At 66.8% G+C, this 15,255-nt stretch carries 14 protein-coding genes; 7 read left to right on the forward strand and 7 right to left on the reverse strand.

Annotated elements, in window-relative coordinates; genetic code table 11:
- Positions 1-30 precede the first annotated feature (30 nt).
- Positions 31-837 carry a metallophosphoesterase gene (locus ACHQ4I_RS04670; protein WP_420770423.1) on the forward strand — a complete coding sequence of 269 codons (807 nt, stop codon included), beginning with the start codon at positions 31-33 and terminating at the stop codon, positions 835-837.
- On the opposite strand, the gene ACHQ4I_RS04675 is transcribed toward ACHQ4I_RS04670, so the two are convergent.
- On the reverse strand, positions 807-1,865 hold the full coding sequence (locus ACHQ4I_RS04675) for an AraC family transcriptional regulator (protein ID WP_420770424.1): 1,059 nt from the start codon (positions 1,863-1,865) through the stop codon (positions 807-809). The genes ACHQ4I_RS04670 and ACHQ4I_RS04675 overlap by 31 nt on opposite strands.
- A gap of 143 nt (positions 1,866-2,008) precedes the next feature.
- On the opposite strand from ACHQ4I_RS04675, the gene ACHQ4I_RS04680 reads away from it, so the two are divergent.
- The 5 genes from ACHQ4I_RS04680 to ACHQ4I_RS04700 all read left to right on the forward strand — a co-directional run bounded on the left by ACHQ4I_RS04680 (position 2,009) and on the right by ACHQ4I_RS04700 (position 7,967).
- On the forward strand, positions 2,009-3,475 hold the full coding sequence (locus ACHQ4I_RS04680) for a flavin-containing monooxygenase (RefSeq protein ID WP_420770425.1): 1,467 nt from the start codon (positions 2,009-2,011) through the stop codon (positions 3,473-3,475).
- Positions 3,476-3,539: 64 nt separating this feature from the next.
- Positions 3,540-5,666 carry an ATP-binding cassette domain-containing protein gene (locus ACHQ4I_RS04685; protein WP_420770426.1) on the forward strand — a complete coding sequence of 709 codons (2,127 nt, stop codon included), beginning with the start codon at positions 3,540-3,542 and terminating at the stop codon, positions 5,664-5,666.
- Positions 5,666-6,403: an energy-coupling factor transporter transmembrane component T family protein gene (locus ACHQ4I_RS04690; RefSeq protein ID WP_420770427.1), complete on the forward strand. Its 738-nt coding sequence runs from the start codon at positions 5,666-5,668 to the stop codon at positions 6,401-6,403. The genes ACHQ4I_RS04685 and ACHQ4I_RS04690 overlap by 1 nt, the downstream gene beginning before the upstream one ends.
- A 17-nt stretch (positions 6,404-6,420) precedes the next feature.
- Positions 6,421-7,098, forward strand: coding sequence for a hypothetical protein (locus ACHQ4I_RS04695; RefSeq protein ID WP_420770428.1), 678 nt, complete (start codon positions 6,421-6,423; stop codon positions 7,096-7,098).
- A gap of 224 nt (positions 7,099-7,322) precedes the next feature.
- Positions 7,323-7,967: a DUF8020 domain-containing protein gene (locus ACHQ4I_RS04700; RefSeq protein ID WP_420770429.1), complete on the forward strand. Its 645-nt coding sequence runs from the start codon at positions 7,323-7,325 to the stop codon at positions 7,965-7,967.
- 67 nt (positions 7,968-8,034) lie between these two features.
- Here ACHQ4I_RS04700 and ACHQ4I_RS04705 read toward each other — a convergent pair whose 3' ends face one another.
- Positions 8,035-9,192, reverse strand: coding sequence for a lipase family protein (locus ACHQ4I_RS04705; protein WP_420770430.1), 1,158 nt, complete (start codon positions 9,190-9,192; stop codon positions 8,035-8,037).
- A 366-nt stretch (positions 9,193-9,558) separates the two neighbouring features.
- Between ACHQ4I_RS04705 and ACHQ4I_RS04710 the strand changes: the two genes are divergently transcribed.
- Complete coding sequence (locus ACHQ4I_RS04710; RefSeq protein WP_420770431.1) at positions 9,559-10,206, forward strand: cysteine hydrolase family protein; 648 nt, start codon at positions 9,559-9,561, stop codon at positions 10,204-10,206.
- Positions 10,207-10,325: 119 nt separating this feature from the next.
- Here ACHQ4I_RS04710 and ACHQ4I_RS04715 read toward each other — a convergent pair whose 3' ends face one another.
- The 5 genes from ACHQ4I_RS04715 to ACHQ4I_RS04735 all read right to left on the reverse strand — a co-directional run bounded on the left by ACHQ4I_RS04715 (position 10,326) and on the right by ACHQ4I_RS04735 (position 15,222).
- Positions 10,326-10,505, reverse strand: a complete 180-nt coding sequence (locus ACHQ4I_RS04715) for an antitoxin (RefSeq protein ID WP_420770432.1) — start codon at positions 10,503-10,505, stop codon at positions 10,326-10,328.
- 102 nt (positions 10,506-10,607) lie between these two features.
- Positions 10,608-12,902 carry an ATP-dependent DNA ligase gene (locus tag ACHQ4I_RS04720; protein ID WP_420770433.1) on the reverse strand — a complete coding sequence of 765 codons (2,295 nt, stop codon included), beginning with the start codon at positions 12,900-12,902 and terminating at the stop codon, positions 10,608-10,610.
- A 49-nt stretch (positions 12,903-12,951) separates the two neighbouring features.
- On the reverse strand, positions 12,952-13,320 hold the full coding sequence (locus ACHQ4I_RS04725) for an antitoxin (protein WP_420770434.1): 369 nt from the start codon (positions 13,318-13,320) through the stop codon (positions 12,952-12,954).
- A 34-nt stretch (positions 13,321-13,354) separates the two neighbouring features.
- Positions 13,355-14,497, reverse strand: a complete 1,143-nt coding sequence (locus ACHQ4I_RS04730) for an MBL fold metallo-hydrolase (RefSeq protein WP_420770435.1) — start codon at positions 14,495-14,497, stop codon at positions 13,355-13,357.
- Complete coding sequence (locus ACHQ4I_RS04735) at positions 14,497-15,222, reverse strand: enoyl-CoA hydratase (RefSeq protein ID WP_420770436.1); 726 nt, start codon at positions 15,220-15,222, stop codon at positions 14,497-14,499. Before ACHQ4I_RS04735 ends, ACHQ4I_RS04730 begins: the two co-directional genes overlap by 1 nt.
- Positions 15,223-15,255: the final 33 nt, after the last annotated feature.

The raw sequence follows: 15,255 nt of genomic DNA on the forward strand, positions 1-15,255 counted from the left end.
GCAGCGATTCCCCAGAGAAAGCGAACGCCGATGATCCTGGTGGCTCAGGTCAGCGATACCCATTTCGATCTAGGCGCCCGCAACGCCGAACGCGCCGAGCGGGTCATGGCCTTCCTCGCCGATCTGCGTCGCAGGCCCGATGCCATCCTGCTGACCGGTGACATCACCGACTCCGGCAAACCCGATCAGTACGCCGAGGCCCGGGTCGCGCTCGCGGCCGATATCCCGGTCTACGCCCTGCCCGGCAATCACGACGACCGCGCCGCCTTCCGCACGGTACTGCTCGGCGAACCTGCCTCGACCGCACCGATCAACCATGCGCACCGGATCGGCAATCTGACCGTGGCCCTTATGGATTCGAGCATTCCCGGTGAATCCGGCGGCCGACTGACCGAGGAGACCCTCGACTGGCTGCGCGGCGTACTCGCCGCGGCGCCCGCGGGCGCGCCCATACTCCTTGCGCTGCACCATCCGCCCGCCCATCTGTTCAGCCCGGTCGTCGATTCGATCTCGCTGGCCGATCCGGAGAAATTGGCCGAGGTCGTCGCCGCCGACGAACGCATTGTCGGGGTAGTCACCGGACATGCGCACTCCTCGGCCGCGACCACCTTCGCGGGCCGCCCGCTGCTGATCGCCCCGAGCACCGCATCGGTGCTCGGCGGCGAATGGGAGCTCGAACTCCCCGACCGCGTTATGGATTACGCGCCGGATCCGGCCGTCGCACTGCACGTCATCGATGAAAACCGCCGCATGACAACGCATTTCCGCAGCATCCCGATGGGCGGCTGGATCGGCGTGCAGCCGGATCAGCGCCGGACCGCGCGTTCGCGACGGTAGGCGGCCGGTGTCGCGCCGGTCCAGCGTTTGAAGGCGTAGATGAAGGTGGAGGATTCGGCGTAGCCGAGCCGGATGGCCACATCGCTCACCGAAAGCGGTGTGGCGGTGAGCATTTCCTCGGCGAGTGCGCGGCGCACCTCGTCCAGAAGCGCGCGATAACTGGTGCCCGCTGCGTCGAGATGGCGCCGCAGGGTGCGCGTGCTCATATTGAGATCCCTTGCGACGGAGTCGATTCCGGGAGGTGCGGCGAATCCGTCCGCACCGCCGGGGACCAACAGCTCACGCACCTCGGCCGCGATGCCGGTGCGGGCCCGGCGGCGGTCGACCAGATCCCGGCATTGCGCCAGGCACATGGCCCAGGTGTGCTCATTCGCCTGCGGCAGTGGCTGTTCCAGCATTGCCGGATCGATGGCGAACAGATTCTGCGGCCGCCCGAAGCGCGGTCGAACCTGGGTGACCTCCATGATCCGGTCGACGTAAGTCGGTTCCGGAAAACGGAATTCGGCCCTGGTGAGCGGCAGCCGTCTGCCGATCAGATCGCACATGACCTGATGCATGGCGGTGACATCGCGTTCGACCAGGAACTGGCGCACATCGGCCGGAATCGACTCGTCGTGCACCCAGGCGACGAATTCGCCCTCGCCCCACTCCGCGACCGGGAGGCAGAAGGTGAAGCTCAGCTCCAGATAGCGCAGCGCGAACGAGATCGCCTCACCCAGAGTCGGGCTGCTCACACAGGCGAAGCCGAAAATGCCGAAGGTGGTGATCCGGTAGCGGCGGCCGACCTCGACACCGAGCGCGGGCATATCGCCGAGTTCGCGGACGAGATTGCGGATCACGGCCAGTTCGATCCGCGCATCGATCTGCGCGTCCGGATCGCGCAGCAGCGCCTCGGTCAGCCCGGTTCCGGCGAGCATGCGCGCGACGGGCACGCCGTGCTCACCGGCATAGCCGACCATCAGCGCCACGCTGGCGATGCCGCGCGGAAAGTTCCAATCGCGGATTCCCGGATCCTGTACCCGCTCCACAGCGGACATTATGGCCGAAAATCTCAATAGGCTCAGTAGCGACTGCTTGCAGGTCGCTCGAAGGGTCAGCCCTGATATGCCAGCCGCTTGCCATCGGACAGTCCTAGAGTGGAACTCATCTACAGTGCTGTGAGGAGTGCCACATGACAGCTGACGAGCGGCCGTCGGTCATTATCATCGGTGCCGGTTTCGGCGGCATCGGAATGGCAATCGAATTGCGGCGCAACGGTTTCGACGATATCACCATCCTGGAGCGGAGCACCGATATCGGCGGGGTCTGGCGGGAGAACACCTATCCCGGAGCCGCCTGCGACGTGCCGTCGCCGCTGTACTCGTTCTCCTACGAGCCCAAGCCGGACTGGCCGCAGCGTTATTCGGGACAGGCCGCGATCCACGACTATCTGCGCGGTGTCGCCCAGCGCCACCGGCTGCTGGAGGACATCCATTTCGGCGCCGAGGTGACCGATGCCGAATTCGACGACGCCTCCGGCCGCTGGACCGTGCGGACCAAGGACGGCACCGCCCGCACCGCCGACGTGCTGATTTCCGCGGTCGGCCAGCTGTCGCGGCCCGCCCTGCCCAACATCGCCGGCATCGATTCCTTCACCGGCCAGGCCTTCCACTCCGCCGAATGGGATCACGGCGTCGAGCTGACCGGCAAACGCGTCGCCTGCATCGGCACCGGCGCCAGCGCCATTCAGTACATCCCGGAGATCCAGCCGCAGGTCGAGCACCTGACGCTCTTCCAGCGCACCGCGGCCTGGGTGCTGCCCAAATTCGATACCGACTACACCCCGATCCAGCACAAACTCTTCGCGCGACTGCCCGGCGCGCTGCTCGTCGAACGCTTCGGCTGGTGGGCCATCGCCGAATTCGTCTCGCTCGGCCTGGTCGAATTCCCGTGGATCGCCCGGCTGGTGGGCCGGATCGCGACGAAGCATCTGGAAGAGCAGGTGCCCGATCGGCAACTGCGCGCGAAGCTCACCCCCGACTATCCGATCGGATGCAAGCGCGGGCTGTTCTCCAACGACTACTACCCCGCCCTGACCGAGCCGAATGTGCGGGTCGAGACCACCGCCATCACCGAGATCGTGCCGAACGGCGTGCGCACCGCCGACGGCACCGTGCACGAGGCGGACGTGATCATCTACGGCACCGGCTTCAAGGGCACCGAATTCCTCTGGCCCATGCACATTTACGGCCGGGCGGGCCGCAAACTCTCCGATGCCTGGCAGGGCGGCGCGCACGCCTACTACGGCATCACCGTGCCCGACTTCCCGAATCTGTTCCTGGTGTACGGACCCAATACCAATCTCGGCGTCGGGTCGATCATCTACATGATCGAATCGCAGGCCCGCTATATCCGCCAGGCTGTGCAACTGCTCGCCGCGCGCCCCGGCCATGTGCTCGAGGTGCGCCCGGAGGCGGAGGCGCAATTCAATACCGCGGTCCAGGAGCGGCTCGCGCGCACGCCGTGGAACTTCTGCTCCAGCTGGTATCGCACCGCCTCCGGCCGGATCACCAACAACTGGCCCGGTCCGCAACTCGCCTATCGCCGTCGAGTCCGCAAGCTCAGGACCGACGATTACGAACTGACCCGGGTCGCCTAGCTACCACACAGTCTTCACAAAAAGCGCACACGAACTCTGCACAGGAAGCTGGCAGACTTGTTCCGTGAGTGATCAGCCCGGCGCAAACCCCATCGAGCGCGGACCGCTGCGCCCGATCGAGCTGGCCGCCGGGGCGGTGCTCGGCGGCGCCACGGTCGGACTCGTCACCGTCGGGGCGCTGATCCCGTTCGCCGCGGCGCTCCAGTTGGTCGCCGCGGTGCCGCTGGCCATGATCGCGCACCGCTATCGACTCCGCGCCCTGATCACCGCGACCGGTGCGGCCGCGCTGGTCAGCTTTATCGCGGGGGGCGTCGTGCCGGCGATCGGCATCATCAGCTCCGCGACCATCGCGGGCATTGTCGGCACGGTGAAACGGCGGCGCGGCGGATTGCCCGCGGTGCTCGGGCTGTCGGTGCTCGCCGGTCTCGCATTCGCGGCCTTCGCCGTCGGATCGCTGCTGGTGCTGTCCCGCTCGCGCACGCTGTTGTTCAACACCATCCACAGCACCGCGAACGGCCTGGAGAAGATCGCGGCGCAGCAGACACAGCTGGAACCGCTCGGACGTGGCCTCGCCGACGCCGCCGACGCCGCGATCCGCTGGTGGTGGGCCCTGGTCGGCGGGGGCGTGCTGGCGGGCATGATGGCGACGGCGGTGTTCTCCTGGTACGTACTCGGTTCGGTACTCGACCGGCTGGCCTGGCTCCCCAGCCAGGACCGCCTCGACACACCGCCCGACGACCGGCCGATCGCACCGCTGCCGGTGCGGTTGCGCGGCGTCGGCTTCCGCTATCCGGGCACACCGGTGGACGCGCTGTCCGGGATCGATCTCACGGTCGACGTCGGCGAGTTCGTCGCCATCGTCGGCCACAACGGATCCGGGAAATCCACGCTGACCCGGCTGCTCGCCGGCCGCCCGCCGACCTCGGGCAGCATCGACCGTCCGGGCGCCGCTGGCCTCGGCCACCTCGGCGGCACCGCGCTGGTACTGCAGCGGCCCGAGAGCCAGACCCTCGGCGTGCTGGTCGCCGACGACGTGGTGTGGGGTCTGTCCACCGAACTGGCCGCCGCGGTCGATATCGAGGGCCTGCTGCGCGAGGTCGGCTTGGCCGGCATGGGCGACCGGGAGACCGCGACCCTGTCCGGTGGTCAGCAGCAGCGACTCGCGGTCGCCGCGGCGCTGGCCCGCCGCCCCGCGCTGCTCATCGCCGACGAGGCCACCTCGATGATCGACCCGGACGGTCGCCGCGATCTGGTCGCACTCCTGGCCGAACTGCCGAAACGCCACCGCATGGCGGTCGTGCTGGTAACCCACCACGAAGCCGATGCGGCCGCCGCCGACCGGGTCGTGCATCTGGCCAGTGGCCGGACCGTCGAACATCTGCCCGCCTGGCCACGGCCGGTGCCAGGAGTCCGCCGTCGCCCGATGGGCGAGACCATCGTGCGGCTGCGCGATGTCCGTCATACCTATAACCGCGGAACACCTTGGGCGGCAGCGGCTTTGCACGGTGTCGACCTGACCGTGCGACGCGGCGAGGCACTGCTCGTGGTGGGCGGCAATGGATCCGGTAAATCGACGCTGGCCTGGATAATGGCCGGGTTGATCGAACCAAGTTCCGGCCGTTGCGAACTCGATGGCAAGCCGATCGCCAAGCAGATCGGCCGGATCGAATTGGCGTTCCAGCACTCTCGACTGCAGTTGCAGAAGCAGACGGTCGGCGCCGAAATCGCGGACTGGGGCGGGCGCGCCACCGGTTCCGGTGCGGTCGGACGCGCACTGGACGCGGTGGGGCTGGATCGCGCACTCGCCGCGCGCTCCATCGAAGAACTCAGCGGCGGGCAGGCCAAGCGGGTGGTGCTCGCGGCCATCGTGGCCAGCCATGCGCCGGTCGTCGTGCTCGACGAGCCGCTGGCCGGACTGGATCCCGCGGGCCGGGCCGATGTCGTGGAACTGCTTGCCCACCTGCGTGATTCCGGACTCACCCTGATCGTCATCTCGCATGACGTGCACGATATGGCCGCGGTGTGCGACCGGACCGTCCATCTGGAGGCCGGGCGCATCCTGGAGACCGATCCGGTCGGCGACATCGCCGCGGCCGCGAATGCGCCCGCCCACCAGCAGGATTCCCAGGCCGCGCTGACGCGACCGCGCCCGGGCGATCCGGCCTGGCGGCTCGGGAACGGAGGACACTGATGAGTACCGTGTTGTTCCGCGAAGTACCGGTTTCCAGTCCGGTGCACAACCTGTGGGCCGGTACCAAGATGATCGGAGTGTTCCTGATCAGCCTGGTGCTGATGTTCCTGCCGTCCTGGCCGGTGCTCGGCGTAATGGTCGTATTCCTGATCGCCATCGGCGTACTGGCCAGACTCCCGCTCAGCACACTTCCGCGCCTACCGTGGTGGTTCTGGGCGATGGTCGGCGCCGGCGCGCTCATCAATGTGCCGATCGGGGCCGATGCCGTGCTGCGCTACACCAACGTGTTGGTCTTCGGGCTGATCCTGCTCGCCGCCTCGTTCCTGATCGCCTGGACCACGCCGATGGGCGATATCGCCCCGGCACTGGCCAAACTCGGCGCCCCGCTGCGCAAACTCCGGGTCCCCGTCGACGAATGGGCCGTGGTCATCGCGCTCATGCTGCGCGGACTGCCGTTGCTGATGGAGGAGATCCGGGTGCTGCGGGCGGCGCGCCGATTGCGCCCGCACGACCGGCTGATCCATCGCGCCGCCGATAATCCGCTCGTCGATATCCTCACCGCCGCCATGGCGGTATCCAGCCGCCGGGCAACCGAACTCGGCGAGGCCATCACCGCACGCGGTGGCACCGGACAGCTCACCGCCCATCCCAGCTCTCCCGGCCGCAACGATGCGATAGCGCTGAGTGTCAGCATCGCGGTCTGCCTCGGCGCGGTCGTCCTCGATCTGCTCATCTGATCGGCGATACTGGCCCGGTGCCGGACCAAGACGACGAGGTACCCGCGTGGCAGCGCAGGACCGAGGGTGAGTCGCGCCTCGCGGCGACGCTGGCCGTGCTGGCGATCGTGGTGTTGCAAGTCGCGCTGCCCAAGGAACTTCGGCCGCAGCCGGCATGGTTGCTGCCCGCACTCGAGATCCTGTTGCTCTGCGTGCTGGTGGTGGCGAATCCGTTCCGGCTCGATCGTGAAGAGCGGTGGCTGCGCAACGGGGGCCTATTGCTGACCGCGCTGGTGAGTGTGGCCACGGCGGTCTCGGCGAATCGCCTGGTGTTCGGTCTGATCGATGGGACCCTCAGCGACAAACCCGCGGCACTCCTGGGTTCGGGCGGGGCGGTCTGGTTGACCAATGTGGTCGTATTCGGGCTCTGGTACTGGGAGTTCGATCGCGGCGGACCCGCCGCTCGCGCGCATGCGCGAAAGCCGTTGCCGGACTTCCTGTTCGTGCAGATGCAGAACCCGGAGCTGGCAAAACCGGAGTGGGAACCGCAGTTCATGGACTATCTGTATCTGTCGTTCACCAATGCGACGGCGTTCAGTCCGACCGATGTGATGCCGATGTCGCGGTGGGCGAAGGCGATGATGATGGTGCAGTCGGCCGTCTCGCTGTCCCTGGTGATCTTGGTCATCGCCCGCGCGATCAATGTCTTGAATTAGCCCGGCTAACGGCCGTATAGCGAAGTGCTATAGCAACTTTCGTGATCTGAACGAGATTGAATACCCCGAAAATCGTTCCTCGAAACCTTTTCGTGCGCGGTACGGTGTCATCGGAGTGCGTTCTCTAGATCACATCGTGGCTCCGCACGGCTTCGGGGGGAGGAATTCCCGTGTGCGGAGCGTTGCTACGGCTTGCAAGAACTGATGAAGATTGGACCACCGGAATGATTCTCCGCAAGATCACCGCGGCCGTCGTGCCGATCGTCGCCGCGGTCGCGGTCGGCGCGGGCACCTCGTATGCGCAACCGAGCGCCGCACCCGTGCCCGATATCGGATACGAGGCAAAGCTGGTCGGCGACAAGATCGTCACCACGCTGACCAACGGTTCGTTCCAGATGTCCGCGAACACGGTGGATGTCAAGGACATCGCGGGCAATACCGTTGTCACGCTACCGCTGTCGTTCCGGCAGGACGGATTCGAATTCGCGCTACCGCACGAGGTCCGGGACGCGGGCCGGGTGCTGGAACTGACCGCGGTCAAGGACTACACGACGGCGCGGCAGGTAGCGACGCCGGTCGCATCGCCGCGCGAGAATCAGCGCGCCCAGGATAACTTCCTGTCCCAGTTCGGCATTGCCACCGCCATCGGCGGCTTCATCGGCACGGTGATCGGCGCCCTGGTCGGACTCACCGGCATCATCGGTGGACCGACCGTGATCGCCAGCGTCATCGCTGGCGCGGGAATCGGCGGCATCATCGGCACCATCGTGGTGGGCGGACCGACCCTGATCATCGCGGGCATCGATCTGATCAGCACCCTCGCCGCCCCGCCCGGGACCACCAAGTGGCAGGAAAACCCGGTCAAGTAAGACCGCGGATAACGCACTCCGAAGGCGGCGCGCGGCGAATCCTCGCAGCGCGCCGCATTTCTCGTGGCTATCGGCCGTGACAACCGGGTGCCACCGGGATACCCGCGAAGCGATCGGCGAGGAAGTTCATCGCACCGGGCGCTTCACCGATGGCGGTCACATCGTGCCCGGACAGAGCCGAATACACGAAGCTGATATCGGCGCCCTGCGCGCAGTAGCGGCCGAGTAGATCGCTGAATCCCGCGAATGGGATCACGTCATCGGCTGTGCTGTGATACAGGTACATCGGTGCGACCGGCGCACTGCCGCCCAGCTCCTGCGGGTCGGTGGCGGCCCGGAAGTCGGGATGGGACAACACATCCGGCACGACCGCGAAATCATCGATATGCGTGTTGGAATACTTGACGAGGAAATCCGGAGCGCAGGCCGCCGCATCCTCGGCGACCGCGGTGCGACCGCGCTCGTTGAGCAGCTCCAGCACATCGGAATTCGGATCATTCTTGACGATCGCCGCCAGCACCAGCATCGCGAGACCGGCCTGCACGGTGCCGTCGACGGTGTGGGCCATGGCGGGCCAGTCGGCGGGCACCCCGCCCGAGGTGATCCCCGCGAACTGGATATCGGGTGCGTACTCCGGTTGCAGCTGGGCCGCCCACAGGGTGGCGAAGGCGCCGCCGGAATAGCCCCACGCGCCAATGGGACTCGCCGGCCCGACCCCATCCGGCGCGAGGGCGCGAGCCGCCCTGATGCCGTCGAGCACCGCCCGGCCGGAGTTGACGCCATCCAGGAATCGGGACTCCGGCCCTTCATAATCGCTGGTCACGACCGCCCAGCCGCGACGCAACGCCTCGGCTATGAATAGCGTGTCGATATAGGTGTTCGCACCGCCCAGATCCCAGCCGCCGCGCAGCACATACGACGGCGCGCACCGGGCGTCCAGACTGTCCTCCGCGATCTGGTACGACAGCAGCGGCCGCTGACCCGGCCCGAACCAGGGCCAATTCGGCACCAGCACGGTGGCCATGCCCGCGACCGGCCAACCGTTCGCATCGTTGGTCCGGTACTGCACCTGCCGGGCCGAAACCGGAAGCGGCAGACCGTACAACGCGATCGAGCGGGTACCCAGGATGGCACCGGCGGGCTGGGCATCCAGCTCCACGGATACCGCGTAGTCCGGATTCTGGTCCGGGGCCGGCACCGCTCTGGCGACGGGTACGAACGCCAACGATACGACCGCGAGAACGATAAGCATGGCTGCCGGAACGGATCTCCGGCGACCTCCGACGAATTGTAGGTGTGGATTTTTCATCGCGGCCTCCACTGTTACGACGCGGTGCGACGCACAGTGCGCCGGGAACGCGTCAGCGCCGACTCCGCCCGGTCTCGACCTGCCACCACGGTACTGCCTGATCAGAGGGCCCGGCAACGGACATCCGGCGGCATCCGCGCCGCCGCGCGTGTCCGATTTCCGACATCGTTACAGTGGGGTCCAAGCGCGTCGCGGCGCGCTTCGAAAGTGGCTATCGCGCAACCGGATCACCGTCGGGCCGTACCCGGCCGTGATCGGGTATCGAACAGGAGTGAGCTGACCATGCGGCACGGCAACGGATTGGACATTCCCGAAGGGCTCGCCGATGTGTGTGCGCCGCACCGCATGGCGGTAATCGTCTACGACATGCAGGTCGGCGTGCTCTCCCAACTACCCGACGGCCCAGAGATCATCGAGCGGGTGGCGCGGGTGGTCGAGGCGGCGCGGCGCGGCGGCTATCCGATCATCTTCCTGCGGCACTTCTTCCTGCCGCGGCGCCTGAGCGGGGCCTTCGCGCTGCGGATGGCGATGAGCTGGCAGCAGGTCGACGACGTCGAGGACGTGAAGTTCATTCTGCAGCGCGATACTCCGGCCTTCGAACTGGTCCCGGAGCTGCGGCCGACGGCGGACGAGGTGATCTTCGACAAGACCTCGATGTCAGCTTTCGAGGGCACCCCGCTGGCGGCGGTGCTGCGCGATCTCGGCATCGGTGCCTACGCGATCACGGGCGTCGCGCTGGAGATCGGCATCGCCCCGACGGTCACCCATTCGACCGATCTCGGCTTCGTCCCGGTGGTCATCAGCGATGCCGTCGGCGGCCGCGATAAGGACGCGATGGCCCGGGCCTACGACGAATTCGAGTTCCAGGGACATGCGATGGTCACCGATAGCGCGACCATCATTCCGCTGCTGGCCCGCGAACAGGGCTGAACGATCGCACGGCGCTGGCGGATCGGCGCATCCGGTCCGCCAGCCGTAGCGACTGCTTGCAGGTCGCTCGAAAAGGTCAGCAGCGACTGCTTGCCGGTCGCTCGAAAGGGTCAGCGAGCTCAGCTGTCCTTGTGGATGGCCTTCTTCGCGGCGTCCTGCGCGGCGTCGACCTGGCTCGCGAACTTGCCGTCGGTCTGCTTGTCGACGAGATCGCCGACCTTATCGATGGCCGTATCCACCTTGTCCGCATGCTCTTGGGCCAGATCCAGCGCCTTATTCGCCAGGTTCTTGAAATCCACCGTGCACTCCTCGTTTTCGAGCCGACACAACCGCGAACACACGATACCCAGCGAACCGCCCGAGCACCCGGCAAACCGTCAGCGACCGCCGTCACATTCGGATCAGCCGACCCAGTCGGGATGCCAGAGGCGGCCGGTCTCGGTCCAGTTCATGAAGCGCACGGTGCCACCGAGTTTCGGGGTCACCCACACCGCGTCCTTGCGTTCCTCGGCGGTGAGGTCATTGTCGAATGGGGTGGTCTTGCGCTCCAATTTGCCGAGCCGTTTGGCCAGCTCCCGCATGACCGGCTCGCTGAAACCGGCGCCGACCCGGCCCACGTAATACAGCCTGCCGTCGTGCGGAATGCCGACCAGCAGCGATTTGAAGTCACGGGCGCCGCTGCGTCGCCAACCGCCGATCAATACCTCCTGGGTGCGCCAGTTGCGCTGCTTCACCCACGAATGTCCGCGCTTACCGGGCAGATACACCGAATCCCTGCGCTTGGCGATCACGCCCTCCAGGCCCTGTTCCTGGCTGCGGCGCAGCGCATCGGCGCCGGAGCCGTCCAGTCGCGGCGGCACCATGAGCGATGGCGCGTTCGCGGCCAGCGCCTCGAGCACCCGCCGACGGTCGGAATACCGTTTGCGGATCAGCGAAGTCCCATCCAGGTACAGCACGTCGAAGGCGACGAAGACGGCCCGGGCCGCATCCGCCTGTAGCAGACCGAGATTGGCGACGCCGTGATCGTCGAACACCACGGCCTCACCATCGAGCACCACACTGTGGTCGGCCAATTCGGTGGCCAGCACCGCGATCCCGGGATAGCGATCGGTCACCGTGTTACCCCGTCGGCTGCGCAATGTCATTGTGCCGGAGTCGATTTCGGCTATGAGACGGAAGCCGTCCCATTTGGTCTCGAAGCACCATTCGGCATCGCCCAACTCGGCGACCTCGCCCGCAGTGGCGAGCATGGGTGCGAGGCCACGCGGAAGAGGCGTCGGCCCTGATGGCTTCGGCACGGTGATCGCGGCGAGCGGTCCGACCGGACCATCGACGCGCCGCGATTGGTCCTCTTGCGGCGACTGGTCCCGCATCAGATGCATGAGCCATTGGGTGCCATTGGTCTGGATCAGCGCATAGCGGCCCTGCAATCGCTCGCCGTGAAAGGTGACGATGACCTCGTCCTCGCGCCACTTCTCGGTTTCGTACGTGCCGGAATCCCAGATGGTCATCTCCCCCGCGCCGTACTGCCCCTTCGGGATCGCACCGTGAAAGTCCAAATACTCCAACGGATGATCCTCGGTGTGCACGGCAAGCCGGTTCTGCCGCGAGGTCGTCGGCGGCCCCTTCGGCACGGCCCATGACACCAGTACGCCGTCGCGTTCCAGCCGCACATCCCAATGCAGCCGCCGCGCATGGTGTTCCTGGACGACGAACCGATTGTTCGCACCGGCCGTGGGAGATTCGGACGGCACCGGTTCGGGAGTCGCCGCCGCATCGCGCATCGATCGATACTTGGTCAGCGCGTCGGCGGTCGGCGGATCCAGTTCGGCGAGCAGATCGCCGTCATCGCGCCAGCGCGCCAGCACCTCATCGAAGCGCAAGTGCCGCAACTTTTTCCGGTTCTCGATCTCCGACCAGCTGCGCGGCGCGGCCGCATTCGGTTCGGTCCGGCCGCGCAGCGAATACGGTGCGATGGTGGTCTTGGACGGATTGTTCTGGCTCCAGTCCAGGAAGACCTTGCCGCCGCGCGCCGATTTCGCCATCGTCGCGGTCACCAGATCCGGGTGCAGCTTCTCCAGATTCGTCGCGACCTGCTTGGCCACGGTGGACGCACCGCCCGGACGCAACTCCCGATCCAACGGGACATAGATGTGAATTCCCTTGCTGCCGCTGGTAACCGGGAACGCGTGCAGCCCGATGTCCTCGACCATATCGCGCACCGCCAGCGCGACCCGCGCGCATTCGGCCAGTCCGGCACCCGGGCCCGGATCCAGATCGAAGACCAACCGGGTGGCGTAGCCGACCTTGTCACCGTCGAAACGCCACTGCGGCACATGGACTTCCAGCGCCGCCTGCTGCCCGATCCAGGCCAGCCCGGCCTCGGAATCGATGACCGGGTAGACGATCTTACGACCGGAATGCTCGATGCTGTGGCGCTCCAGCCACGACGGCGCGTGCTCGGCGAGATTCTTTTCGAAGAAGGATGGTTCGTCGACTCCGTTGGGCCACCGCTTGCGGGTGACCGGCCGCCCGGCGATATGCGCGAGCATGGCGGGCGCGATGGCCGAGTAGTAGGCGATGACCTCGCCCTTGGTGGTTCCGGTGGCCGGATACAGCACCTTGTCGAGGTTGCTCAATTCAACCTCTATGCCCGACCGGCCCGGGCCGCCACCGAATTCCCGGCGGGTCACCATAAATGAAGTTTAGGGGCGGGGACCGACAGAAACCGGTCCCCGCCGCATATCAGGCCTGAGACTTACCCGGCTCTTCCGGCTTAGCGGCGGTCGGCTCCTCCGGCGCCGGCGCGGGGGCGATCGACTCTTCCGGCTCTGGTGCAGAGGCAGTCGGCTCCTCCGGCGCCGGCGCGGGGGCGATCGGCTCCTCCGGCTCTGGCGCGGAGGCAGTCGGCTCCTCCGGCGCGGCCTGCTCGGTCGGAACCACGTTCTTGGCGGCTTCCTTGCCCTTCTCGATCTTGTCCGAGTACTTGTGACCGGTCTTCTCGTCGATGAAATCGCCAGCCTTGTCGACCGCTTCGTGGATCTTGTCGGCGTTCTTGGCCGCCGCTTCCTTCCCCTTGCCGACCAGGCCTTTCAGGGTGTCCACAAGACTCATGCCTTCATTCCTTCCTGTCGACGAACCGAGGTATTCACCCCACATCCTCCCACCAGGAATCTCGGGTCGGCAGACCATTGGGATCGACGCGCTGTCCCGGCATCGGCACCGCCACCGCGGTACCGGCCGCGCGGGCCGCCTCGACCATCCTGCGCACCGGCTCCGACCAACCGTGGAAGGCCAGGTTGAAAGTTGCCCAGTGGATCGGTACCAGCAGCCCGTGGCCCGGATCGCCGACAGCGAGGTCGGCGTGTGCCCGAACCGCCTCTTCCGGATTCATATGCACATCCGGCCAGGCCTCGTCATAGGCCCCGATCGGCAACAGCGTCAGATCGAATGGGCCGAGCGCGGCACCGGCCTCGGCAAATGCCTTGGTGTATCCGGTGTCACCGCCGAAATACACTCGGCGGGTCGGGCCGACAATGGACCAGGACGCCCACAGCGTGGTGTTGCGAACGAAGCCGCGTCCGGAGAAGTGCCGCGCCTCGGTACAGGTGAGCACCAGATCCGTGCCATCGCGATCCCGGCCCAGCGAGGCGAGGGAAACCGAACCACCCCAATCCAATTCGATGATCCGGTGGTCGGGCACACCCCAGTGGCGCAGGTGCGCGCCGATGCCGATCGGCACCAGAAAGGGCGCGGCCTGATCGAGCACCAGCTGGCGGATGGTGGCCTTGTCCAGATGGTCGTAGTGATCATGGGAGATGAGCACCGCGTCCACCGGCGGCAGCTCCGACAGCTGCGTCGGCACCGGATGCAGCCGGGCCGGACCGACCAGCGGCGACGGCGAAACCCGTTCGCTCCATACGGGATCGGTGAGAATCCGGTACCCGTCCACCTCGATGAGGGCCGATGCGTGCCCGTACCAGGTGACCGCGAGATCGGCGGCCTCGGTCGGCACCTCGGGGGTCGCCAGCGGAACCGCGACGCGCGGACGACCGGCATTGCGCCGGGTCAGCACCGAAAACAGCAGAGACGGACCCGCACCCGAGACGAACTGGGTGCTCGGCTCGGTGTTGTGGAACTGCCGATTGCGGTAGCTCACCGCGCCGGCGGCATAGGGTTGGATGGCATTGATCGAGGCGCCGATCGCCGACGGGATATCCCAGACCGCACGCACCACCCAGGTGATGCCGACCGCGCCCGCGGCCGCTGCGACAAGCTTCTTGATCGCCATCAGCGCCCCATGAATTTCGCCGCGCGCTTCTCTTGTCTGGCCAATCGCCCCTCCTGAGCGTCCTGGCTGGTCCACGCCGCCTCCAGCGCCGCGCGTTGCTGCGTGCTGTCCGGGTCGCGCGTGCCGTCGTCGTTGAGGACCAGCTTCATATGGCGTAGCGATAGCGGCGCCAGTTCGGCGATGGTTTTGGCCCATTCCTGTGCGTCGGCCAGGGTGCCGAGCCGGTTGGCGAAGCCGAAGGAGTAGGCGTCGGCCCCCGAGACCGGTTCCGCACCGAGCAGGATGGTCCGGGCCGGGCCGCCGCCGATCAGCGATACCAGGCGCCGCACGGTCCAGCGGTCCACGGTTATGCCGAGCTTGGCGGCCGGAATGGCGATGTAGGCGTCGGGTTCGATGACCCGCAGATCCGAGGCCAGTGCGATCTGCACGCCCGCACCGAGTGCGGCGCCATTGATCGCCGAGATCACCGGAACCGGCACGGATTCGATGGTGTGCAGCATCTCGAGCAGGGTCTCGAGGAAGTTGTCCGAATAGACACCGGATAGGTCCGCGCCCGCACTGAAGATCGGCCCCCGGCCGGTGAGCACGATCACCCGGGCATCCTCGGCGGCGGTCCACACGGCATCGCGCAGCCGAGAGACGAGTTCGAGGTTCAGCGCGTTACGACGCTCCTCGCGCTGTAGTTCGATGGTGACGACGTCGCCGTCACGGCTAACTCCGAGCAATGCATTCTCCCCAACTGACCGGTTCGAGTGGTT

This window comes from Nocardia nepalensis, from assembly GCF_048910785.1.
Classification (GTDB): Bacteria; Actinomycetota; Actinomycetes; order Mycobacteriales; family Mycobacteriaceae; genus Nocardia; species Nocardia nepalensis.

Bases quoted from the DNA above. Each gene is read 5' to 3' on its own strand.
- ACHQ4I_RS04700 (WP_420770429.1), top strand. From the start codon at position 7,323: ATGATTCTCCGCAAGATCACCGCGGCCGTCGTGCCGATCGTCGCCGCG.
- ACHQ4I_RS04710 (WP_420770431.1), top strand. From the start codon at position 9,559: ATGCGGCACGGCAACGGATTGGACATTCCCGAAGGGCTCGCCGATGTG.
- ACHQ4I_RS04680 (WP_420770425.1), top strand. From the start codon at position 2,009: ATGACAGCTGACGAGCGGCCGTCGGTCATTATCATCGGTGCCGGTTTC.
- ACHQ4I_RS04725 (WP_420770434.1), bottom strand. From the start codon at position 13,320: ATGAGTCTTGTGGACACCCTGAAAGGCCTGGTCGGCAAGGGGAAGGAA.
- ACHQ4I_RS04730 (WP_420770435.1), bottom strand. From the start codon at position 14,497: ATGGCGATCAAGAAGCTTGTCGCAGCGGCCGCGGGCGCGGTCGGCATC.
- ACHQ4I_RS04690 (WP_420770427.1), top strand. From the start codon at position 5,666: ATGAGTACCGTGTTGTTCCGCGAAGTACCGGTTTCCAGTCCGGTGCAC.
- ACHQ4I_RS04670 (WP_420770423.1), top strand. From the start codon at position 31: ATGATCCTGGTGGCTCAGGTCAGCGATACCCATTTCGATCTAGGCGCC.
- ACHQ4I_RS04720 (WP_420770433.1), bottom strand. From the start codon at position 12,902: ATGGTGACCCGCCGGGAATTCGGTGGCGGCCCGGGCCGGTCGGGCATA.